The 14,258-nt window shown below is 69.9% G+C and carries 16 protein-coding genes; 3 read left to right on the forward strand and 13 right to left on the reverse strand.

Going from position 1 to position 14,258, the window contains the following annotated elements; all coding sequences use genetic code 11:
* Positions 1 to 19: 19 nt before the first annotated feature.
* From V6S02_RS05530 to V6S02_RS05555, 6 genes are all read right to left on the reverse strand, one after another.
* Positions 20 to 916 carry a siderophore-interacting protein gene (locus tag V6S02_RS05530; protein WP_336400149.1) on the reverse strand — a complete coding sequence of 299 codons (897 nt, stop codon included), beginning with the start codon at positions 914 to 916 and terminating at the stop codon, positions 20 to 22.
* Positions 913 to 1,749 carry an ABC transporter ATP-binding protein gene (locus V6S02_RS05535; protein ID WP_336400150.1) on the reverse strand — a complete coding sequence of 279 codons (837 nt, stop codon included), beginning with the start codon at positions 1,747 to 1,749 and terminating at the stop codon, positions 913 to 915. Before V6S02_RS05535 ends, V6S02_RS05530 begins: the two co-directional genes overlap by 4 nt.
* Entirely contained in the window at positions 1,746 to 2,810 is a 1,065-nt protein-coding gene (locus V6S02_RS05540) for a FecCD family ABC transporter permease (RefSeq protein ID WP_336400151.1), read from the reverse strand. The genes V6S02_RS05535 and V6S02_RS05540 overlap by 4 nt, the downstream gene beginning before the upstream one ends.
* The gene (locus V6S02_RS05545) at positions 2,807 to 3,856 is read right to left on the reverse strand and encodes a FecCD family ABC transporter permease (protein ID WP_336400152.1); all 1,050 of its coding nucleotides are present in this window, start codon (positions 3,854 to 3,856) and stop codon (positions 2,807 to 2,809) included. Before V6S02_RS05545 ends, V6S02_RS05540 begins: the two co-directional genes overlap by 4 nt.
* Before the next feature lie 16 nt (positions 3,857 to 3,872).
* Positions 3,873 to 4,889, reverse strand: coding sequence for an iron-siderophore ABC transporter substrate-binding protein (locus tag V6S02_RS05550; protein ID WP_124293093.1), 1,017 nt, complete (start codon positions 4,887 to 4,889; stop codon positions 3,873 to 3,875).
* A gap of 137 nt (positions 4,890 to 5,026) precedes the next feature.
* Positions 5,027 to 5,656, reverse strand: a complete 630-nt coding sequence (locus V6S02_RS05555; protein ID WP_124293094.1) for a biotin transporter BioY — start codon at positions 5,654 to 5,656, stop codon at positions 5,027 to 5,029.
* A gap of 108 nt (positions 5,657 to 5,764) precedes the next feature.
* Between V6S02_RS05555 and V6S02_RS05560 the strand changes: the two genes are divergently transcribed.
* Entirely contained in the window at positions 5,765 to 7,363 is a 1,599-nt protein-coding gene (locus tag V6S02_RS05560; RefSeq protein WP_336400786.1) for an ABC-F family ATP-binding cassette domain-containing protein, read from the forward strand.
* A 24-nt stretch (positions 7,364 to 7,387) separates the two neighbouring features.
* Here V6S02_RS05560 and V6S02_RS05565 read toward each other — a convergent pair whose 3' ends face one another.
* The 4 genes from V6S02_RS05565 to V6S02_RS05580 all read right to left on the reverse strand — a co-directional run bounded on the left by V6S02_RS05565 (position 7,388) and on the right by V6S02_RS05580 (position 9,474).
* Positions 7,388 to 8,308 (reverse strand): SURF1 family cytochrome oxidase biogenesis protein, encoded by a 921-nt coding sequence (locus tag V6S02_RS05565; RefSeq protein WP_336400153.1) that lies wholly within the window; start codon positions 8,306 to 8,308, stop codon positions 7,388 to 7,390.
* Complete coding sequence (locus tag V6S02_RS05570) at positions 8,305 to 8,523, reverse strand: hypothetical protein (RefSeq protein ID WP_124293096.1); 219 nt, start codon at positions 8,521 to 8,523, stop codon at positions 8,305 to 8,307. Before V6S02_RS05570 ends, V6S02_RS05565 begins: the two co-directional genes overlap by 4 nt.
* Positions 8,520 to 8,882 carry a DUF3099 domain-containing protein gene (locus tag V6S02_RS05575; protein WP_124293097.1) on the reverse strand — a complete coding sequence of 121 codons (363 nt, stop codon included), beginning with the start codon at positions 8,880 to 8,882 and terminating at the stop codon, positions 8,520 to 8,522. The genes V6S02_RS05570 and V6S02_RS05575 overlap by 4 nt, the downstream gene beginning before the upstream one ends.
* A gap of 103 nt (positions 8,883 to 8,985) precedes the next feature.
* The gene (locus V6S02_RS05580; RefSeq protein WP_336400154.1) at positions 8,986 to 9,474 is read right to left on the reverse strand and encodes a DUF4190 domain-containing protein; all 489 of its coding nucleotides are present in this window, start codon (positions 9,472 to 9,474) and stop codon (positions 8,986 to 8,988) included.
* A gap of 78 nt (positions 9,475 to 9,552) precedes the next feature.
* Between V6S02_RS05580 and V6S02_RS05585 the strand changes: the two genes are divergently transcribed.
* Entirely contained in the window at positions 9,553 to 10,263 is a 711-nt protein-coding gene (locus V6S02_RS05585; protein ID WP_124293099.1) for a beta-ketoacyl-ACP reductase, read from the forward strand.
* 25 nt (positions 10,264 to 10,288) lie between these two features.
* On the opposite strand, the gene V6S02_RS05590 is transcribed toward V6S02_RS05585, so the two are convergent.
* Genes V6S02_RS05590 through V6S02_RS05600 form a run of 3 tightly spaced genes read right to left on the reverse strand, consistent with a single transcriptional unit; the run spans position 10,289 to position 12,956 of the window.
* Positions 10,289 to 11,011 carry an alpha/beta fold hydrolase gene (locus V6S02_RS05590; RefSeq protein WP_336400155.1) on the reverse strand — a complete coding sequence of 241 codons (723 nt, stop codon included), beginning with the start codon at positions 11,009 to 11,011 and terminating at the stop codon, positions 10,289 to 10,291.
* 34 nt (positions 11,012 to 11,045) lie between these two features.
* Positions 11,046 to 11,684, reverse strand: a complete 639-nt coding sequence (serB, locus tag V6S02_RS05595) for a phosphoserine phosphatase SerB (RefSeq protein WP_336400156.1) — start codon at positions 11,682 to 11,684, stop codon at positions 11,046 to 11,048.
* A gap of 27 nt (positions 11,685 to 11,711) precedes the next feature.
* Complete coding sequence (locus V6S02_RS05600) at positions 11,712 to 12,956, reverse strand: glucose-1-phosphate adenylyltransferase (RefSeq protein ID WP_124293102.1); 1,245 nt, start codon at positions 12,954 to 12,956, stop codon at positions 11,712 to 11,714.
* Between the two features lie 77 nt (positions 12,957 to 13,033).
* Here V6S02_RS05600 and glgA point away from each other — a divergent pair, with 77 nt between their 5' ends.
* Positions 13,034 to 14,239, forward strand: a complete 1,206-nt coding sequence (glgA, locus tag V6S02_RS05605) for a glycogen synthase (protein WP_336400157.1) — start codon at positions 13,034 to 13,036, stop codon at positions 14,237 to 14,239.
* The last annotated feature ends 19 nt before the right edge of the window (positions 14,240 to 14,258 follow it).

Here is a 14,258-nt window from a genome sequence, read left to right on the forward strand (position 1 = left end):
TCGTCGATCTCCTCGCAGCTCAGTTCTCAGCACGGCCGAGCCGCCAGTAGCCCATGAAGGCCACGGCACGCCGGTCCACGCCCTGCTCCGTGACGAGGTGCCGCCGAAGGGTCTTGATCGCGCTCGCCTCACCGGCCAGCCAGGAGTACAGTGGCGCCCTTTTGAGGGCCGCGCCGCCCTTGGCGGTGCGGGGAACCTCCCAGAGGATTCCCTCGTCGATGTCGATCTCCTCGATCTCGCCCCCGCGCCCCGACGGGGCCAGACGCTGAACGGCGTCCTCGACCGCCGCGACGAGGTGGGTGTGCCGCAGCCCGTCGCCCCGGGCGGCGACGAGGTAGTCGAAGCCGGGATGGCGCGGCAGGTAGTCGAGATCGCCCTCATGCGGCACCTCCACCGCCACGACTCCTCGGGCGTCGGGGGCCAGCTGCTCCAGGATCACCGCGATGGCGGGGGCCGCGGTCTCGTCACCGGCCAGAAGCAGGTTCTCGGTGTGCCGGGGCGGGACGAAGTCGATTCCGAGGCTCACGCCCCGATCCGCTGTCGTCGGGGCGAGGATCAGCACCTCGTCGCCCTCAGCGGCAGCGGCGATCCACGCCGACGCCGGACCGGAGATCTCGTGGGCGACCATGTCGATGTCGACCTCCCGGACGGCGTGGCGCACGGCGCGGGTGGTGTAGGTGCGAAAGGGCAGACGCCCGTCGTCGGGCTGCGCGCGCCACCGGGTGTACCAGTCCTCGCCGGTGGGCATCGAATCGAGGGGGAGGCTCGCGGTGGGGAAGACCACCTTCACCCGCTGGTCGTACCCGGGATCCCCGTACTGGTCGAGGTCATCTCCGACGAAGGTGAACCGACGGAAGCTCGGGGTCAGGTCGGTGATGCGCGAGACGCGCACGCGGAAGAAGCGCATGGCGCTCATCGGGAAGCCTCCGTGATGGGGTGGGCGTCGGTGCGGGTGGCGTGGTGGCGGCCGCGGGGGAGGACGATCGGCGCGCCCGAGACAGGATCGTCGATGACGACGGCGTCCAGGTCGAAGACCTCATCGATCAGTCGCCGCGTGAGGATGTCACGCGGCGGGCCCTCGGCGACGACGCGGCCGTCACGAAGGGCGAACAGGTGATCGGCGTAGCGGGCGGCGAGATTCATGTCGTGAAGCACCATCACGATCGTCGTGCCGCGGTCGCGATTCAGATCCGTGAGGAGGTCCAGCACCTCGATCTGGTGGGCGACGTCGAGGAACGTGGTCGGCTCGTCCAGCAGCAGGACGTCCGTCTCCTGCGCGAGGGCCATCGCGATCCACACCCGCTGACGCTGGCCCCCGGAGAGCTCGTCCATGGCTCGATCGGCCAGGTCGGTGACACCCGTGGCCTCGAGCGCCTGCGCGACGACCTCGTAGTCGCGGGTGCTCCACCGCGCGAGCGGACGCTGGTGCGGGTGGCGGCCGCGACCGACGAGGTCGGCCACGGCGATCCCCTCCGGCGCGACCGGACTCTGGGGGAGGAGTGCCAGCATCCTGGCGACCTCCTTGGACTTCCGCGTGTGCAGCGCCTCGCCGTCCAGGACCACGCGTCCCGACTGGGGAGCGAGCAGACGGGCCAGCGCGCGCAGAAGCGTGGACTTCCCGCAGCCGTTCGCACCGATGATCGCGGTGACCCGACCCGACGGGACGACGAGGTCCAGCTCCGGCACGATCAGCCGACTCCCGTAGGCGAGGGTGAGCCCCTCGGCGGCCAGGCGATGGGCGGTGGTCATAGCGAGCCTCCGGAGCGGTTCGTCCTGATGAGGAGGTAGATGAGGTAGGGGGCGCCGAGGACGCCCGTGATGACGCCGACCGGCAGACGGTTCTCGAAGGCGAATTGGCCGACGAGATCCGCGCTGAGGACCAGGAGCGCGCCGACGAGTCCCGCGGGCACGAGGAGCGACCCGGCGGGCCCGATGAGACGCGCCGCGATCGGCCCGGCCATGAACGCCACGAACGCGATGGGCCCCGTGGCCGCCGTCGCGAAGGCGAGGAGCGCGACGGCGGCGACGATGAGAAGAAGCCGACTGCGTGTCAGGGCGACGCCGAGGGCCGCCGCGGTGTCGTTCCCGAGCCGAAGCACATCGAGATTGCGGGTCTGGCCGATCATCACCGGGACGAGGATCGCCGCGGCGATCACGACGGGGGTCAGGGTCTGCCAGTCGGCGCCGTTGAGGCTGCCGGTGAGCCATCGCATCGCGACCTGCAGATCCCAGACCGCTGCCCGGGAGAGGACGGAGGTGATGACACTGTCGAGCATCGCGGCGACACCGATGCCGATGAGGATCAGGCGCGTTCCGGCGAACCCGTCCTTGTGGGCCAGGAGCCAGATCACCAGCGCGGTCGCGAGCGCGCCGGCGAGGGCCAGGAGCGATACCGCCGTCTCCGACAGGGAGAGCACCACGATGCCGGTCACCGCTGCGGCACTGGCCCCTGCGCTGATCCCGATGATGTCGGGGGATGCCAGCGGATTGCGCAGGAGGGATTGGAAGGTGACCCCGGCCGTCCCGAATGCGAACCCGGTGAACAGGCCCAGGAGAGCGCGGGGGAGTCGCAGCTCGCCCACGGTGAACGAGGCCCCGGTGACCTGTTCGCCGAGAAGGACCCGGAACACGTCGCCCGGTCCGTAGAAGGTGTTGCCGATCATCAGCGACACGGCGAAGACCGTCGCGATCGCCATGGAGAGCGTCCCGATGACAGCGACCCGACGGGTCGCCCGCCGTCGACGCCCGCGCGCAATCGTCCCTGCGGTCGTCGAGGCCGCGAGGACGCCGTGGGTGCGGACGGCGGTCACAGTTCACGCACCCGTTGCCGGCGGACGATCCAGATGAAGAAGGGGGCGCCGATGAGGGCGGTGAGGATGCCGACCTCGATCTCCTCCGGTCGCGCGACGATCCGACCGATCACGTCGGCGACGAGGAGGAGATCGGCGCCGACGACGGCCGAGAGGGGCAGCAGCCAGCGATGGTCGGTCCCGATGAGCAGCCGGCAGAAGTGCGGGATGACGAGGCCGACGAACCCGATGGGGCCGGCCGCGGCGGTCGCCGCGCCGCAGAGGATGACAGCGCCGGCGGAGGACAGCAGACGGGTCCGGCCCACGTTCTCGCCCAGCCCGGCGGCGAGGTCGTCGCCGAGCGCCAGGGAGTTCATGCCGCGGGCCGTGATCAGGCAGATGATCGCGCCGAGGGCGAGGACGGGCAGGACGGCGAGGAGTCGGTCCCAGGTGGCGCCGCCCACGCCTCCGATCTGCCAGAACCGGAAGGTCTCCATCACGTCCACCCGGGGGAGGAGGATGGCGCTGACCAGCGATGCGAAGGCCGCGGAGACCGCGGCGCCCGCCAGCGCGAGCTTGAGCGGAGTCGCGCCGCCGCGTCCGAGCGAGCCGACCGCGTAGACGAAGACGGCGGCTCCCCCCGCACCGGCGATCGCGAGACCCATGGTGCTCCAGGGGTCGCTCATGCCGAAGAACGCGAGTCCGATGACCACCGCCAGTGCCGCCCCGCCGGAGACGCCGAGGATCCCCGGATCGGCCAGCGGATTGCGGGTGACGGCCTGCATCGTCGCCCCGGCCAGGGCGAGGGCGGCCCCCACGACCGCGGCGAGCACCGTCCGGGGGACGCGTGCGACCACGGCGGCCTCTCCGACGGTGTCGGTGCGGCCCGAGAGGGCGGCGAAGAGCTCTGACACGGTGATGTCGCGCGCTCCGAAGGCGATCGATGCGGCGCACAGCACCACCAGCAGGACGATCGACGCCCCCAGCCACGCCCACCGCACCCCTGCCGGACGCCGCAGAGGAGCAGCGGCGTCCGGCAGGAGCGCAGGGGTGGCCGAGGTCGTCACGATCGAGCGAGGGCGATCAGTTCAGGGCGCCGTCGAGAAGCGCGAAGTACTCCTCGATGCCCCAGCCGATCGACAGCGGCGAGGGGTTCGCCGACGCGGCGAGGGGCGTGCTGTTCTCGAGGACCGCGATGTCGCCGTTCGCGATCGCAGGAATCTGCGAGAGCAGCGGGTCGGCCTGCAGCTGCGAGACGAGGGCGCCGTCGGCGTCACCGTAGGTGACGAAGACGTCGACGTCGTCGAAGCGGTCGGCTTCCTCGGCGCTGACGCTGAGGTAGAACTCCTCGGTGTCCGCCGACATCTCCTCGACCGCGGTCGGCAGCGGCATCCCGAGGGAGGCGAGGAAGCCGGGGCGGGTGTCCAGGGCCGTGTAGAACCCGATCTGACTGAGGTCGGCGGGGTCGAGATACGAGAACAGCACCTTCGCCTCGGCGAGGTCGGGGTGAGCGGCGAGAGCCTCGTCCACCTGCGCGTGCAGGTCGTCGATGAGGGCGATGCCGTCCTCCGCACGTCCGAGCGCGGCGGAGTTCAGCTCGATCATCTCCTCATAGGAGGTGCCCCACGCCACCTCGGGGTAGGCCACCACGGGAGCGATCTTCGACAGCGTGTCGTAGTCCTCCTGCGTCAGGCCCGAGTAGGCGGCGAGGATCACGTCGGGCTGGGTGTCGGCGACGGCTTCGAAGTCGATGCCGTCGGTCTCGTCGAACAGCACCGGTGTCTCGGCACCGAGCGCGTCGAGCTGGTCCTCCACCCACGGCAGCACGCCGTCGCCGTCGTCGTCGCCCCAGGTGGCCTTGCTCATCCCGACCGGAACGATTCCCAGTGCGAGCGGCACCTCATGATTGCCCCACGCGACGGTCGCGATGCGCTCGGGCTCGTCGCTGATCGTCGTCTCGCCGAAGGCATGGGTGATGGTCACCGGGAAGGGGCCCTCCGCCGAGGTGGCCGCATCGGCAGTCGTGCCGGTGGCGGCCGAGCCGGCGCAGCCGGCCAGCGCGAGAGTGACGACGAGGCCGGCGCTCAGCGCTGCAGCCATGCGGAAGTGAGTCAAGGAAGCCTCCAGGAGATTAGGACAGCCTTACTTTACCTGAGGCGGTGTGTGCGCCCGTTCCGAATGACGAAACCCCGGCCGCGGGGCCGGGGTTTCGCTCGATGTCGAGAGATCGGGAGGTGTCAGCGACGATCCAGTCTGCGCACGAGCGCCCAGGCGCCGGGGATGAGAGCGGCCGCGATCGCGGCCTTGATGATGCCTCCGACGATGAAGGGGAACAGACCCGCTTCGAGAACCTGCCAGAACGACAGATCCATTCCGAGGACGGCGTTGAGGATGAGGGCCATGTAGGGGATGCCGAAGAGGAACGGGATCGCGCTCGCCGCGACGAAGCCGAGGAACGCCAGGGCGGGCCGCCGGTCCCAGGCGCGCTCGGCGAACCACCCTGCGACGGCCGCAGCCGCGATGAAGCCGATGATGAATCCGAAGCTCGGCTTGGCCACCGCCGCGATCGTCCCGGTGAAGTCGGCGAAGACGGGCAGGCCCGCGAGCCCGGCGAGCAGGTAGACCGTGAGGCTGGCGGCGCCGCGGCGGGCTCCGAGGGCGGCGCCGACCACGATCACGCCGAGCGTCTGTCCGGTGATGGGCACGGGCCACAGCGGGATCGACACCTGCGCCAGAACGGCGACGAACAGCGCGCCGGCGGACACCAGGGCGGCGTCGACGGCGAAGGCGCGGGTACGGGACGAGGGGCGCGCCACGACGTCTGCGAGGACGCGACGAGGGCGGGGAGCGACGGCGATCGATGACATGGGCTCAGCCTAGAAGACACCACCGGCTGAGGCGAAGCCGGTGCAGTCGTATACTGGGGAGCTGGCCACTCGGCCTCTCGCCCCCTGTTGACCGATCGGACGTTCGCCGTGCTCGCCGTACACGACCTCGAGATCCGCGTGGGCGCCCGCGTGCTGATGTCCGAGGTGTCGTTCCGGGTGTCCGGTGGCGACAAGGTCGGTCTGGTGGGCCGCAACGGTGCCGGAAAGACGACGCTCACCAAGGTCCTCGCCGGTGACCTGCTCCCGTCAAACGGCCGCGTCGACCGTTCAGGAGAGATCGGCTACCTTCCGCAGGATCCCCGTTCCGGTGACCCGGAGATGCTCGCGCGCACGCGCATCCTCGATGCACGAGGCCTCGGGACGATCGCGATCGGCATGCAGGAGTCGTCCGTGTCGATGGCCTCCGACGATCCCGACGTGGCGGCGCGCGCCATGCGTCGCTACGCCCAGCTCACTGAGCGGTTCGAAGCTCTGGGCGGGTACGCGGCAGAGGCCGAGGCCGCATCGATCGCCCACAACCTGTCGCTTCCCGACCGCATCCTCGATCAGCCGCTGAAGACCCTGTCCGGCGGTCAGCGCCGGCGCATCGAGCTCGCCCGGATCCTCTTCTCGGACGCCGGCACGATGATCCTCGACGAGCCGACCAACCACCTCGACGCCGACAGCGTGGTGTGGCTGCGCGAGTTCCTCAAGGGCTACAAGGGCGGACTCATCGTGATCTCCCACGACGTGGAGCTGGTCGGCGAGACGGTGAATCGGGTGTTCTACCTCGACGCCAACCGTCAGGTCATCGACGTCTACAACATGAACTGGAAGAACTACCTCCGCCAGCGGGTGGCCGACGAGGAACGCCGGAAGAAGGAACGCGCGAACGTCGAGAAGAAGGCCACCGTGCTGCAGCAGCAGGCGGCCCGGTTCGGAGCGAAGGCCTCGAAGGCAGCCGCCGCCCACCAGATGGTCGCGCGGGCGGAGAAGATGCTGGCAGGCCTCGAGGAGGTCCGCCAGGAGGATCGGGTCGCCAAGCTCCGATTCCCCAAGCCCGCCCCGTGCGGGAAGACGCCGCTGACCGCCGCCGGCCTGTCGAAGTCCTACGGGTCGCTGGAGATCTTCACCGACGTGGACCTCGCCATCGACCGCGGCTCGAAGGTCGTCGTCCTCGGCCTCAACGGTGCCGGCAAGACGACACTGCTGCGCATCCTGGCGGGGGTGGACGCTCCCGACACCGGTCAGGTCGACCCGGGCCACGGACTGAAGATCGGCTATTACGCACAGGAGCACGAGAACCTCGATGTCTCGCGGTCGGTGCTGGACAACATGATGTCGGCGGCGCCGAACATCACCGCCACCGAGGCGCGGAAAGTCCTCGGATCGTTCCTCTTCACCGGTGACGACGTGCTCAAGCCCGCCGGGGTGCTCTCGGGCGGAGAGAAGACCCGGCTGTCGCTGGCGACGCTCGTGGTCTCGAGCGCCAACGTGCTCCTCCTCGACGAGCCGACCAACAACCTCGACCCCGCTTCGCGCGAGGAGATCCTCGATGCCCTCGCGCACTACGAGGGCGCCGTCGTCCTCGTCTCGCACGACGAGGGGGCCGTTCACGCCCTGAACCCGGAGCGGGTGCTCATCCTGCCCGACGGTGTCGAGGACATCTGGGGACGCGACTACGCCGAACTGATCTCCCTGGCGTGATCCTCACCTCGTCCGCGTCGGGTCTCAGCTCCGACGATCGGAGCCGGCAGCGTCGAGCAGGGCATCCTCTTCGCTCGCGTCGGGATCGGGGCGACGCCTCCCTCGGCGCACTCGCGGGGCGACGCCGCCGTCGGCGATGACCGGCGGAAGCGTGTCGCCGGCGGAGGGGGCCTCGGTTCCGTCATCCTCCTGGTCTTCTCGCCGGTACCGGAGCTCGGTGCGGATGATGTACCCGATGAAGATGAAGCCCATGATCGCGAAGAGGATCCACTGGATCGCGTAGGACAGGTGCGGACCGGGGTCTTCGGACGGGACCTCGAGAGCTGCCGGCGCGGGGGTGGCAGCCGGGTCCTCGCTCGACATCAACGCGTAGAGTGACGGCTGAAGGGCGTTCGCCGTGGCTGCGGGAAGACGCTCTGCGACCAGACCGATGTTGATCGTCGGCACCTGGCCCGCCGGCGCCGACCGACCCGACCGCGGCGCCGCCTCCTCCGGCCGAAGACGAGCCTCGACCGTCACCGTTCCCTCCGGTGGTGCCGGGACGGCGTCGGGCTCGGCCTGATCGGCGCCCGGGGGCACCCATCCGCGATTGATCAGGACGACCCTGCCGTCATCCAGGCGGAACGGCACGAGGACTTCGAAAGCCGCGGTGCCACCGTGAGGTCGGTTACGCACAAGCAGTTGTTCATCACGGAGGTACTGCCCGACGAGCTCGACCGGACGCCACTCGTCCTCGGGGTCCAGTGCCGACCCGGCCGGGACCAGCTCTTCCAGGGGCACCGCGGTGGCGTCGTAGTTCTGCTCCACGATCCGCAGCTCGGTGGCGCGCTCGGCGTTGCGCGAGAACTGCCAGTTCGACAGGAAGGCGCACGCGATCGCGAACACCACGGCCACGAGTGCGTACCCGGTCCAGCGGACGAAGGCGGAAGATCGGGTCGCCGTCACGGTCCGCTGACCGCCCGGTCGAGAGGAGACACGTCGAGAGGAAACGAGCGTGCGGCGAGGAACTCGCGCAGATACTCGCGATGCTCGTCGCAGGCCACCCACGACTTCCAACGATCAGCGCTGTGGATGCGGGGATTGCGCCAGCGGATCAGCCACGACGCCGCGGCGCGGCATCCCGCGCGTGAGCACTGCGCCGGTGACCCGTCGGCGCTCACTCGCCCTCTCCGCGCCGCGGGGGCGGAGAGGACTCCTGAATGCGCAGAACGCGGTCGGCCGGGGCGGGCGGCGGCTCCGAAGCGACCGGCGCCGTGATCTGGCGCTCCGGGTTCTCGGAGCGAGCCACCCGATCCGTTGCGCCGACGTTGGCGAACACGACAGCCACATAGGGGAGGAAGACCGCTCCGAGCGCGAACACCCAGGTGTACCAGCCGTACGGAGTGATGAGCACCATCAGCACGAAGCACAGGACGCGCACGCCCATCATCGCGAGGTAGCGCGCCGACCGCGCGCCGGAATCGTCACGAGGTGCGCGGGGCAGCGACGTGGCGGATGGAGGCCTCGACGAGCGGTTCACGATGGGACAAGGGTACGCCGCGTGGAGGGAGGCGGCTCCGGCCGGGATCAACACTTTCTCGATCGCAAGAGATCTCGAAGGCGGCGAGATGCGACCGGCCGGCTCAGGAGAGCGTGCCGGTGGAGGCGCTGCCGATGATCAGAGGCAGGAAGGACAGGAAGAACAGCACGAACAGGAGGATGAACCCGAGGCCGACATACCCGACGATCGTGCCGGCGAGTGCGAGACCGCGGCCCTGCTCGCCGGTGCGCTTGATCTGCGAAAGCGCCATGTGGCCGGTGATCACGCCGACGAGCGATCCGATGAAGGGGAGGATGACGAACGATGCGATGGACGAGATGAGGGAGACGATCGCCAGGACATTCGTCTTCGGGCCCGCATACGCGCCGTACGGCGCGCCCCCGTACGGCGGCTGGGTTCCGTACGGGGCGGTCGCGCCGTAGGGGGACGGGCCGGGGTAAGGAGCCTGCGCGGGCGGCTGACCGTAGGCGGGCGGCTGAGCGGGCACCGATGATCCCTGCGGAGAGCCGGGGTACGGCGGAACCCCGGGGGTGGTCGGCTCGGTGCCCTGCGGGTTCTCGGGTGTGCTCACGGTGCGCCCTTTCTCGTGTCACTCCAGCGTTTCAGGCTGTCGTCCCGGGTGTCAAACCTGCCTGGCTAGGCTGTGAGGATGAGCAACGAACGTGTCGTCCTGGTCACCGGCGGAAACCGCGGCATCGGGCGGTCCATCGCCGAGCGCTTCGTGGCCGACGGCTACCGGGTGGCCGTCACCGCCCGTTCGGGCGAGGGCCCCGACGGCGCGCTCACCGTTCGAGCAGACGTCACCGACGCCTCCTCGCTCGACGCGGCGATGACGGAGGTGGAACAGGCGCTCGGCCCCGTGACGATCGTCGTGGCGAACGCCGGGATCACCCGCGACACCCTTCTGATGCGCATGAGCGAAGACGATTTCGACAGCGTCGTCGCCACGAACCTCGGCGGGGCGTTCCGAGTGGTCAAGCGAGCGTCGAAGGGCATGATCCGCGCACGGTTCGGGCGCATCATCCTCATCTCCAGCGTGGTCGGCCTCTATGGTTCCGCGGGGCAGGTGAACTACGCGGCCTCCAAGAGCGGGCTCGTGGGGTTCGCCCGGTCGCTCACCCGTGAGCTCGGGGCGCGGGGGATCACGGCCAATGTCGTCGCACCCGGCTTCATCGAGACCGACATGACCGCCGAGCTGCCCGCCGACACCCAGGCCGAGTACAAGAAGAACATCCCCGCCGGACGATTCGGCGACGCGACCGAGGTCGCGGGCGTCGTCGCGTGGCTGGCCTCCGATGACGCGGCCTACATCTCCGGCGCGGTGATCCCGGTCGACGGTGGACTCGGCATGGGGCACTGACCCGGTCGGTCATCCCCGCGACGGATCACCGTCCGAGCGTCTCCGCGATCGCGCGGGCGACGGCATCGGGCTTGGAGAACTGCGGCCAGTGGCCGCTCGCCTCATCGGGCGCGCGGAGTGAGACGGCGCGCAGGGGTCCGTGCGCAGCGAGGCCGGCGGCCCAGGCGGGCGGATCCTGACGGATCGCCTCGATCTGCTCGGGCGAGACGGTGTTGGTGAGGATCGTGGCCGGGATTTCGCGGCGCCGGTCGTCGGTGAGCGAGACGGGGTCGGTGGGAACCCTGCGGGGCACGACGCCGATGTGCGCCATGGCCCGGTCCCGCACGTCCGCATCGAGGTCGTCGACGTCGTCATCGTCGAAGAAGTCCCAGCCGGGGAACGACACGGTGTCGCCGTCGATCGGGAACTCCGAGATGATGCCTCCGTCTGACGGCGGGAAGGTGTCGAGGAACACCAGGTGCGCCACCCTCGTCGGCCGGAGGTCGGCGGCGCCGTAGATCACGTTGCCGCCTCCGCTGTGACCGACCAGGACGACGGGGGCCTCCCGCCTGTCGATCTCGGCCACGACGGCATCGATCCACTCGTCGATGCCGATGTCGGCCGTTGCCGGGTCGGGAGGCGCGTCGCCACGCCGGACGCCCGGCATGGTGAGGGGGACGGGGGAGAGCCCGGCGGATCGCAGACCCGGCACCACCTCATTCCACGACGACGCGGTGAGCCAGAGTCCGGGAACCAGGAGGACGTCCATGGCCGCCACCGTACTCCCCGTGCCCGACACCGCCCTACGGCAGGAGGGGGATCACCTCGCGCAGATCCACCGGCCCGATCACGAGGTCGGCCCGTTCCCGGACGAGCGGCTTGGCGTTGAAGGCGAGGCCGAGTCCGGCGACCGACATCATCACGAGGTCGTTCGCACCGTCGCCGATCGCCAGGGTGCGCGCCCGGGGAACCCCGTGGTCACCGGCCCACGCCACGAGGGTGGCCGCCTTCCCCTCGGCGTCGACGATCGGACCGGAGACCTGCCCGGTCAGCGCGTCGTGCGCGACGGCGAGTCGGTTGGCCCGCCACAGATCCACACCGAGCGACGGCGCCATGTGGTCGAGGATCTCGTGGAAGCCGCCGGAGACGACGCCCACGATTCCGCCGCGGTCATGCACCGCGGCGATGAGCTCCACAGCCCCCGGGGTCGGCTCGACACGTGCGCGCACGCGGTCGAGTGCGCCCAGCGGGACTCCGGCCAGCGTCTCCACCCGGGCGCGCAGGCTCGTGGCGAAGTCGACCTCGCCGCGCATCGCCGCCTCCGTGGCGGCGGCGACCTCCGCTCCGCGGCCGGCCTCATCAGCGATGAGTTCGATCACCTCGTTGCGGATGAGGGTCGAATCGGCGTCGAGGACGACGAGGAATCGCGCGGGCTCGCTCACCTGTCCACCGTAGCGGCGTGCCGAGGGTCACCGATCGACGAAGACTCCCTTGCCGACCACGGTGATCCCGCTGTCGGTGACGGTGAATCCCCGGGCGATGTCGCGTTCGCGGTCGACCCCCACGGTGGCGCCGTCGGCCAGGACGACGTTCTTGTCGAGGATGGCGCGATGGATCCGCGCGCCGGCACCCACCTGCACGTGGTCGAACAGGACGGCATCGGTGATCGTCGAGCCCCCCGCGGCGAGCGTCCACGGACCGACGACGCTGCGCTCGAGATGCGTCCCGGAGAGGACGGAACCGAGCGAGACGATCGAATCGATGGAGTTGCCGATCCGGCCCACCGAGTCGCGGACGAACTTCGCGGGCGGCGAGTTGACGGCCTGCGAGTGGATCGGCCACTGCATGTTGTAGAGGTTGTAGACGGGCAGCGTCGAGATGAGATCCTGGTGGGCCTCGAAGAACGAGTCGATCGTCCCGACGTCTCGCCAGTACGACCGGTCGCGATCGGTCGACCCCGGCACGTCGTTGCGGACCATGTCGTAGACCCCCGCCTCACCGCGACCGACGAAGTACGGGACGATGTCCCCGCCCATGTCGTGGTTGGAGGTCGGGATCTCGCCGTCGGCCTCGACCGCCTCGATCAGAGCGTCGGCGTCGAAGATGTAGTTGCCCATGGATGCGAGCACCTGATCGGGCGCATCGGCCAAGCCCTCGGGGTGCTGCGGCTTCTCGAGGAAGTCGCGGATGCGGCTCGGGTCGTCGGGATCGACGTCGATGACGCCGAACTGGTCGGCCAGGGAGATCGGCTGGCGGATGCCGGCCACCGTGGCCCGGGCGCCCGACTCGATGTGCGCGGCGAGCATCTGCCGGAAGTCCATGCGGTACACGTGGTCGGCGCCGATCACGATGACGATGTCGGGCTGCTCGTCGTTGATGAGGTTCAGGCTCTGCAGGATCGCATCCGCCGACCCCGAGAACCACCGCTTGCCGAGCCGCTGCTGCGCGGGCACCGAAGCGACGTAGGAGTCCAGAAGCGCCGACATCCGCCAGGTCTGTGACACGTGACGGTCGAGGCTGTGTGACTTGTACTGGGTGAGGACGACGATCTGCCGGAGCCCCGAGTTGATCAGGTTGGATATCGCGAAGTCGATGAGCCGGTACTGGCCCCCGAACGGTACGGCGGGCTTGGCGCGGTCGGCGGTCAGGGGCATGAGTCGCTTCCCCTCGCCGCCGGCGAGGATGATTCCGAAGACCTTCGGCGCTGCAGGCATGGCACCACCCTAGGCCCGGTTTCGCGCTGGTACCCAGCGACTGTCCACAGATGCCGACGTGTACTAGGTTTCGACCCATGCGCGTGGACATGATCACCAAGGAATACCCGCCGGAGATCTACGGAGGCGCCGGGGTGCACGTGACCGAACTGGTGCGGGCGCTGCGAGACGGGGGCGCCGGCTCACCGGTGGATGTGCGCGTGCGGGCTTTCGGGGCCGATCGTGACGAGGCGGACACGACTTCGTACCGCGTGCCCGCGGAGCTCGCCGGCGCCAACGCCGCCGTGCAGACACTCGGCACCGACCTCGAGATCGTGACGGATGTCGCCGGCGCCGACGTCGTGCACAGTCACACCTGGTACGCCAACTTCGCCGGCCACCTCTCCTCGCTTCTGCACGGCGTTCCGCACGTGCTCACCGCTCACAGCCTCGAGCCGCTTCGGCCGTGGAAGGCCGAGCAGCTCGGCGGGGGATATGCGGTGTCCAGCTGGGTGGAGAAGGTCGCCTACGAGCACGCTGCGGCGATCGTGGCGGTGAGCGAAGGCATGCGCGCCGACATCCTCCGCAGCTATCCCGCGGTCGACCCGGGCAAGGTGCGAGTGATCTACAACGGGATCGACACCGACTCGTGGCACCCCGTGACCGATGATCCGCTCCTGACCCGGCTGGGAGTCGACCCGGCACGGCCGTCGGTCGTCTTCGTCGGTCGGATCACCCGGCAAAAGGGGCTGCCGTATCTTCTGCGCGCTGCGGCCCAGCTGCCGCCGGAGGTGCAGCTCGTGCTGTGCGCCGGTGCTCCGGACACCCCTCAGATCATGGCGGAGGTGGAGGAGCTCGTCCGAGGCCTTCAGGAAACGCGCGACGGAGTGGTGTGGCTGGACCGGCTGCTCTCGCGCCACGAACTGTGCACGGTGCTCACCGCCGCGACCGCCTTCGTGTGCCCCTCGGTGTACGAGCCCCTCGGGATCGTGAACCTCGAGGCGATGGCGTGCGGCGCCGCTGTCGTCGGCACCGCCACGGGCGGCATCCCCGAGGTCGTCGTCGACGGGGTCACCGGCCGGCTGGTGCCGATCGAGCAGATGGACGACGGCACGGGGACGCCCCTGGACCCCGACAGGTTCGTCGACGACCTCGCCGCCGCCCTCACCGAGGTGGTCGGCGACCCCACCCGGGCCCGGGCGTGGGGGGAAGCGGGGCGACAGCGGGCGATCTCCGACTTCAGCTGGCACAGCATCGCCGCCCAGACGGCGGCTCTGTACCGGGAGGTCGCCGCGGCGCCGTGACGGTCGGTGACCGGCCGAT

It is taken from the genome of Microbacterium sp. CCNWLW134 (assembly GCF_037083565.1).
GTDB lineage: Bacteria > Actinomycetota > Actinomycetes > Actinomycetales > Microbacteriaceae > Microbacterium.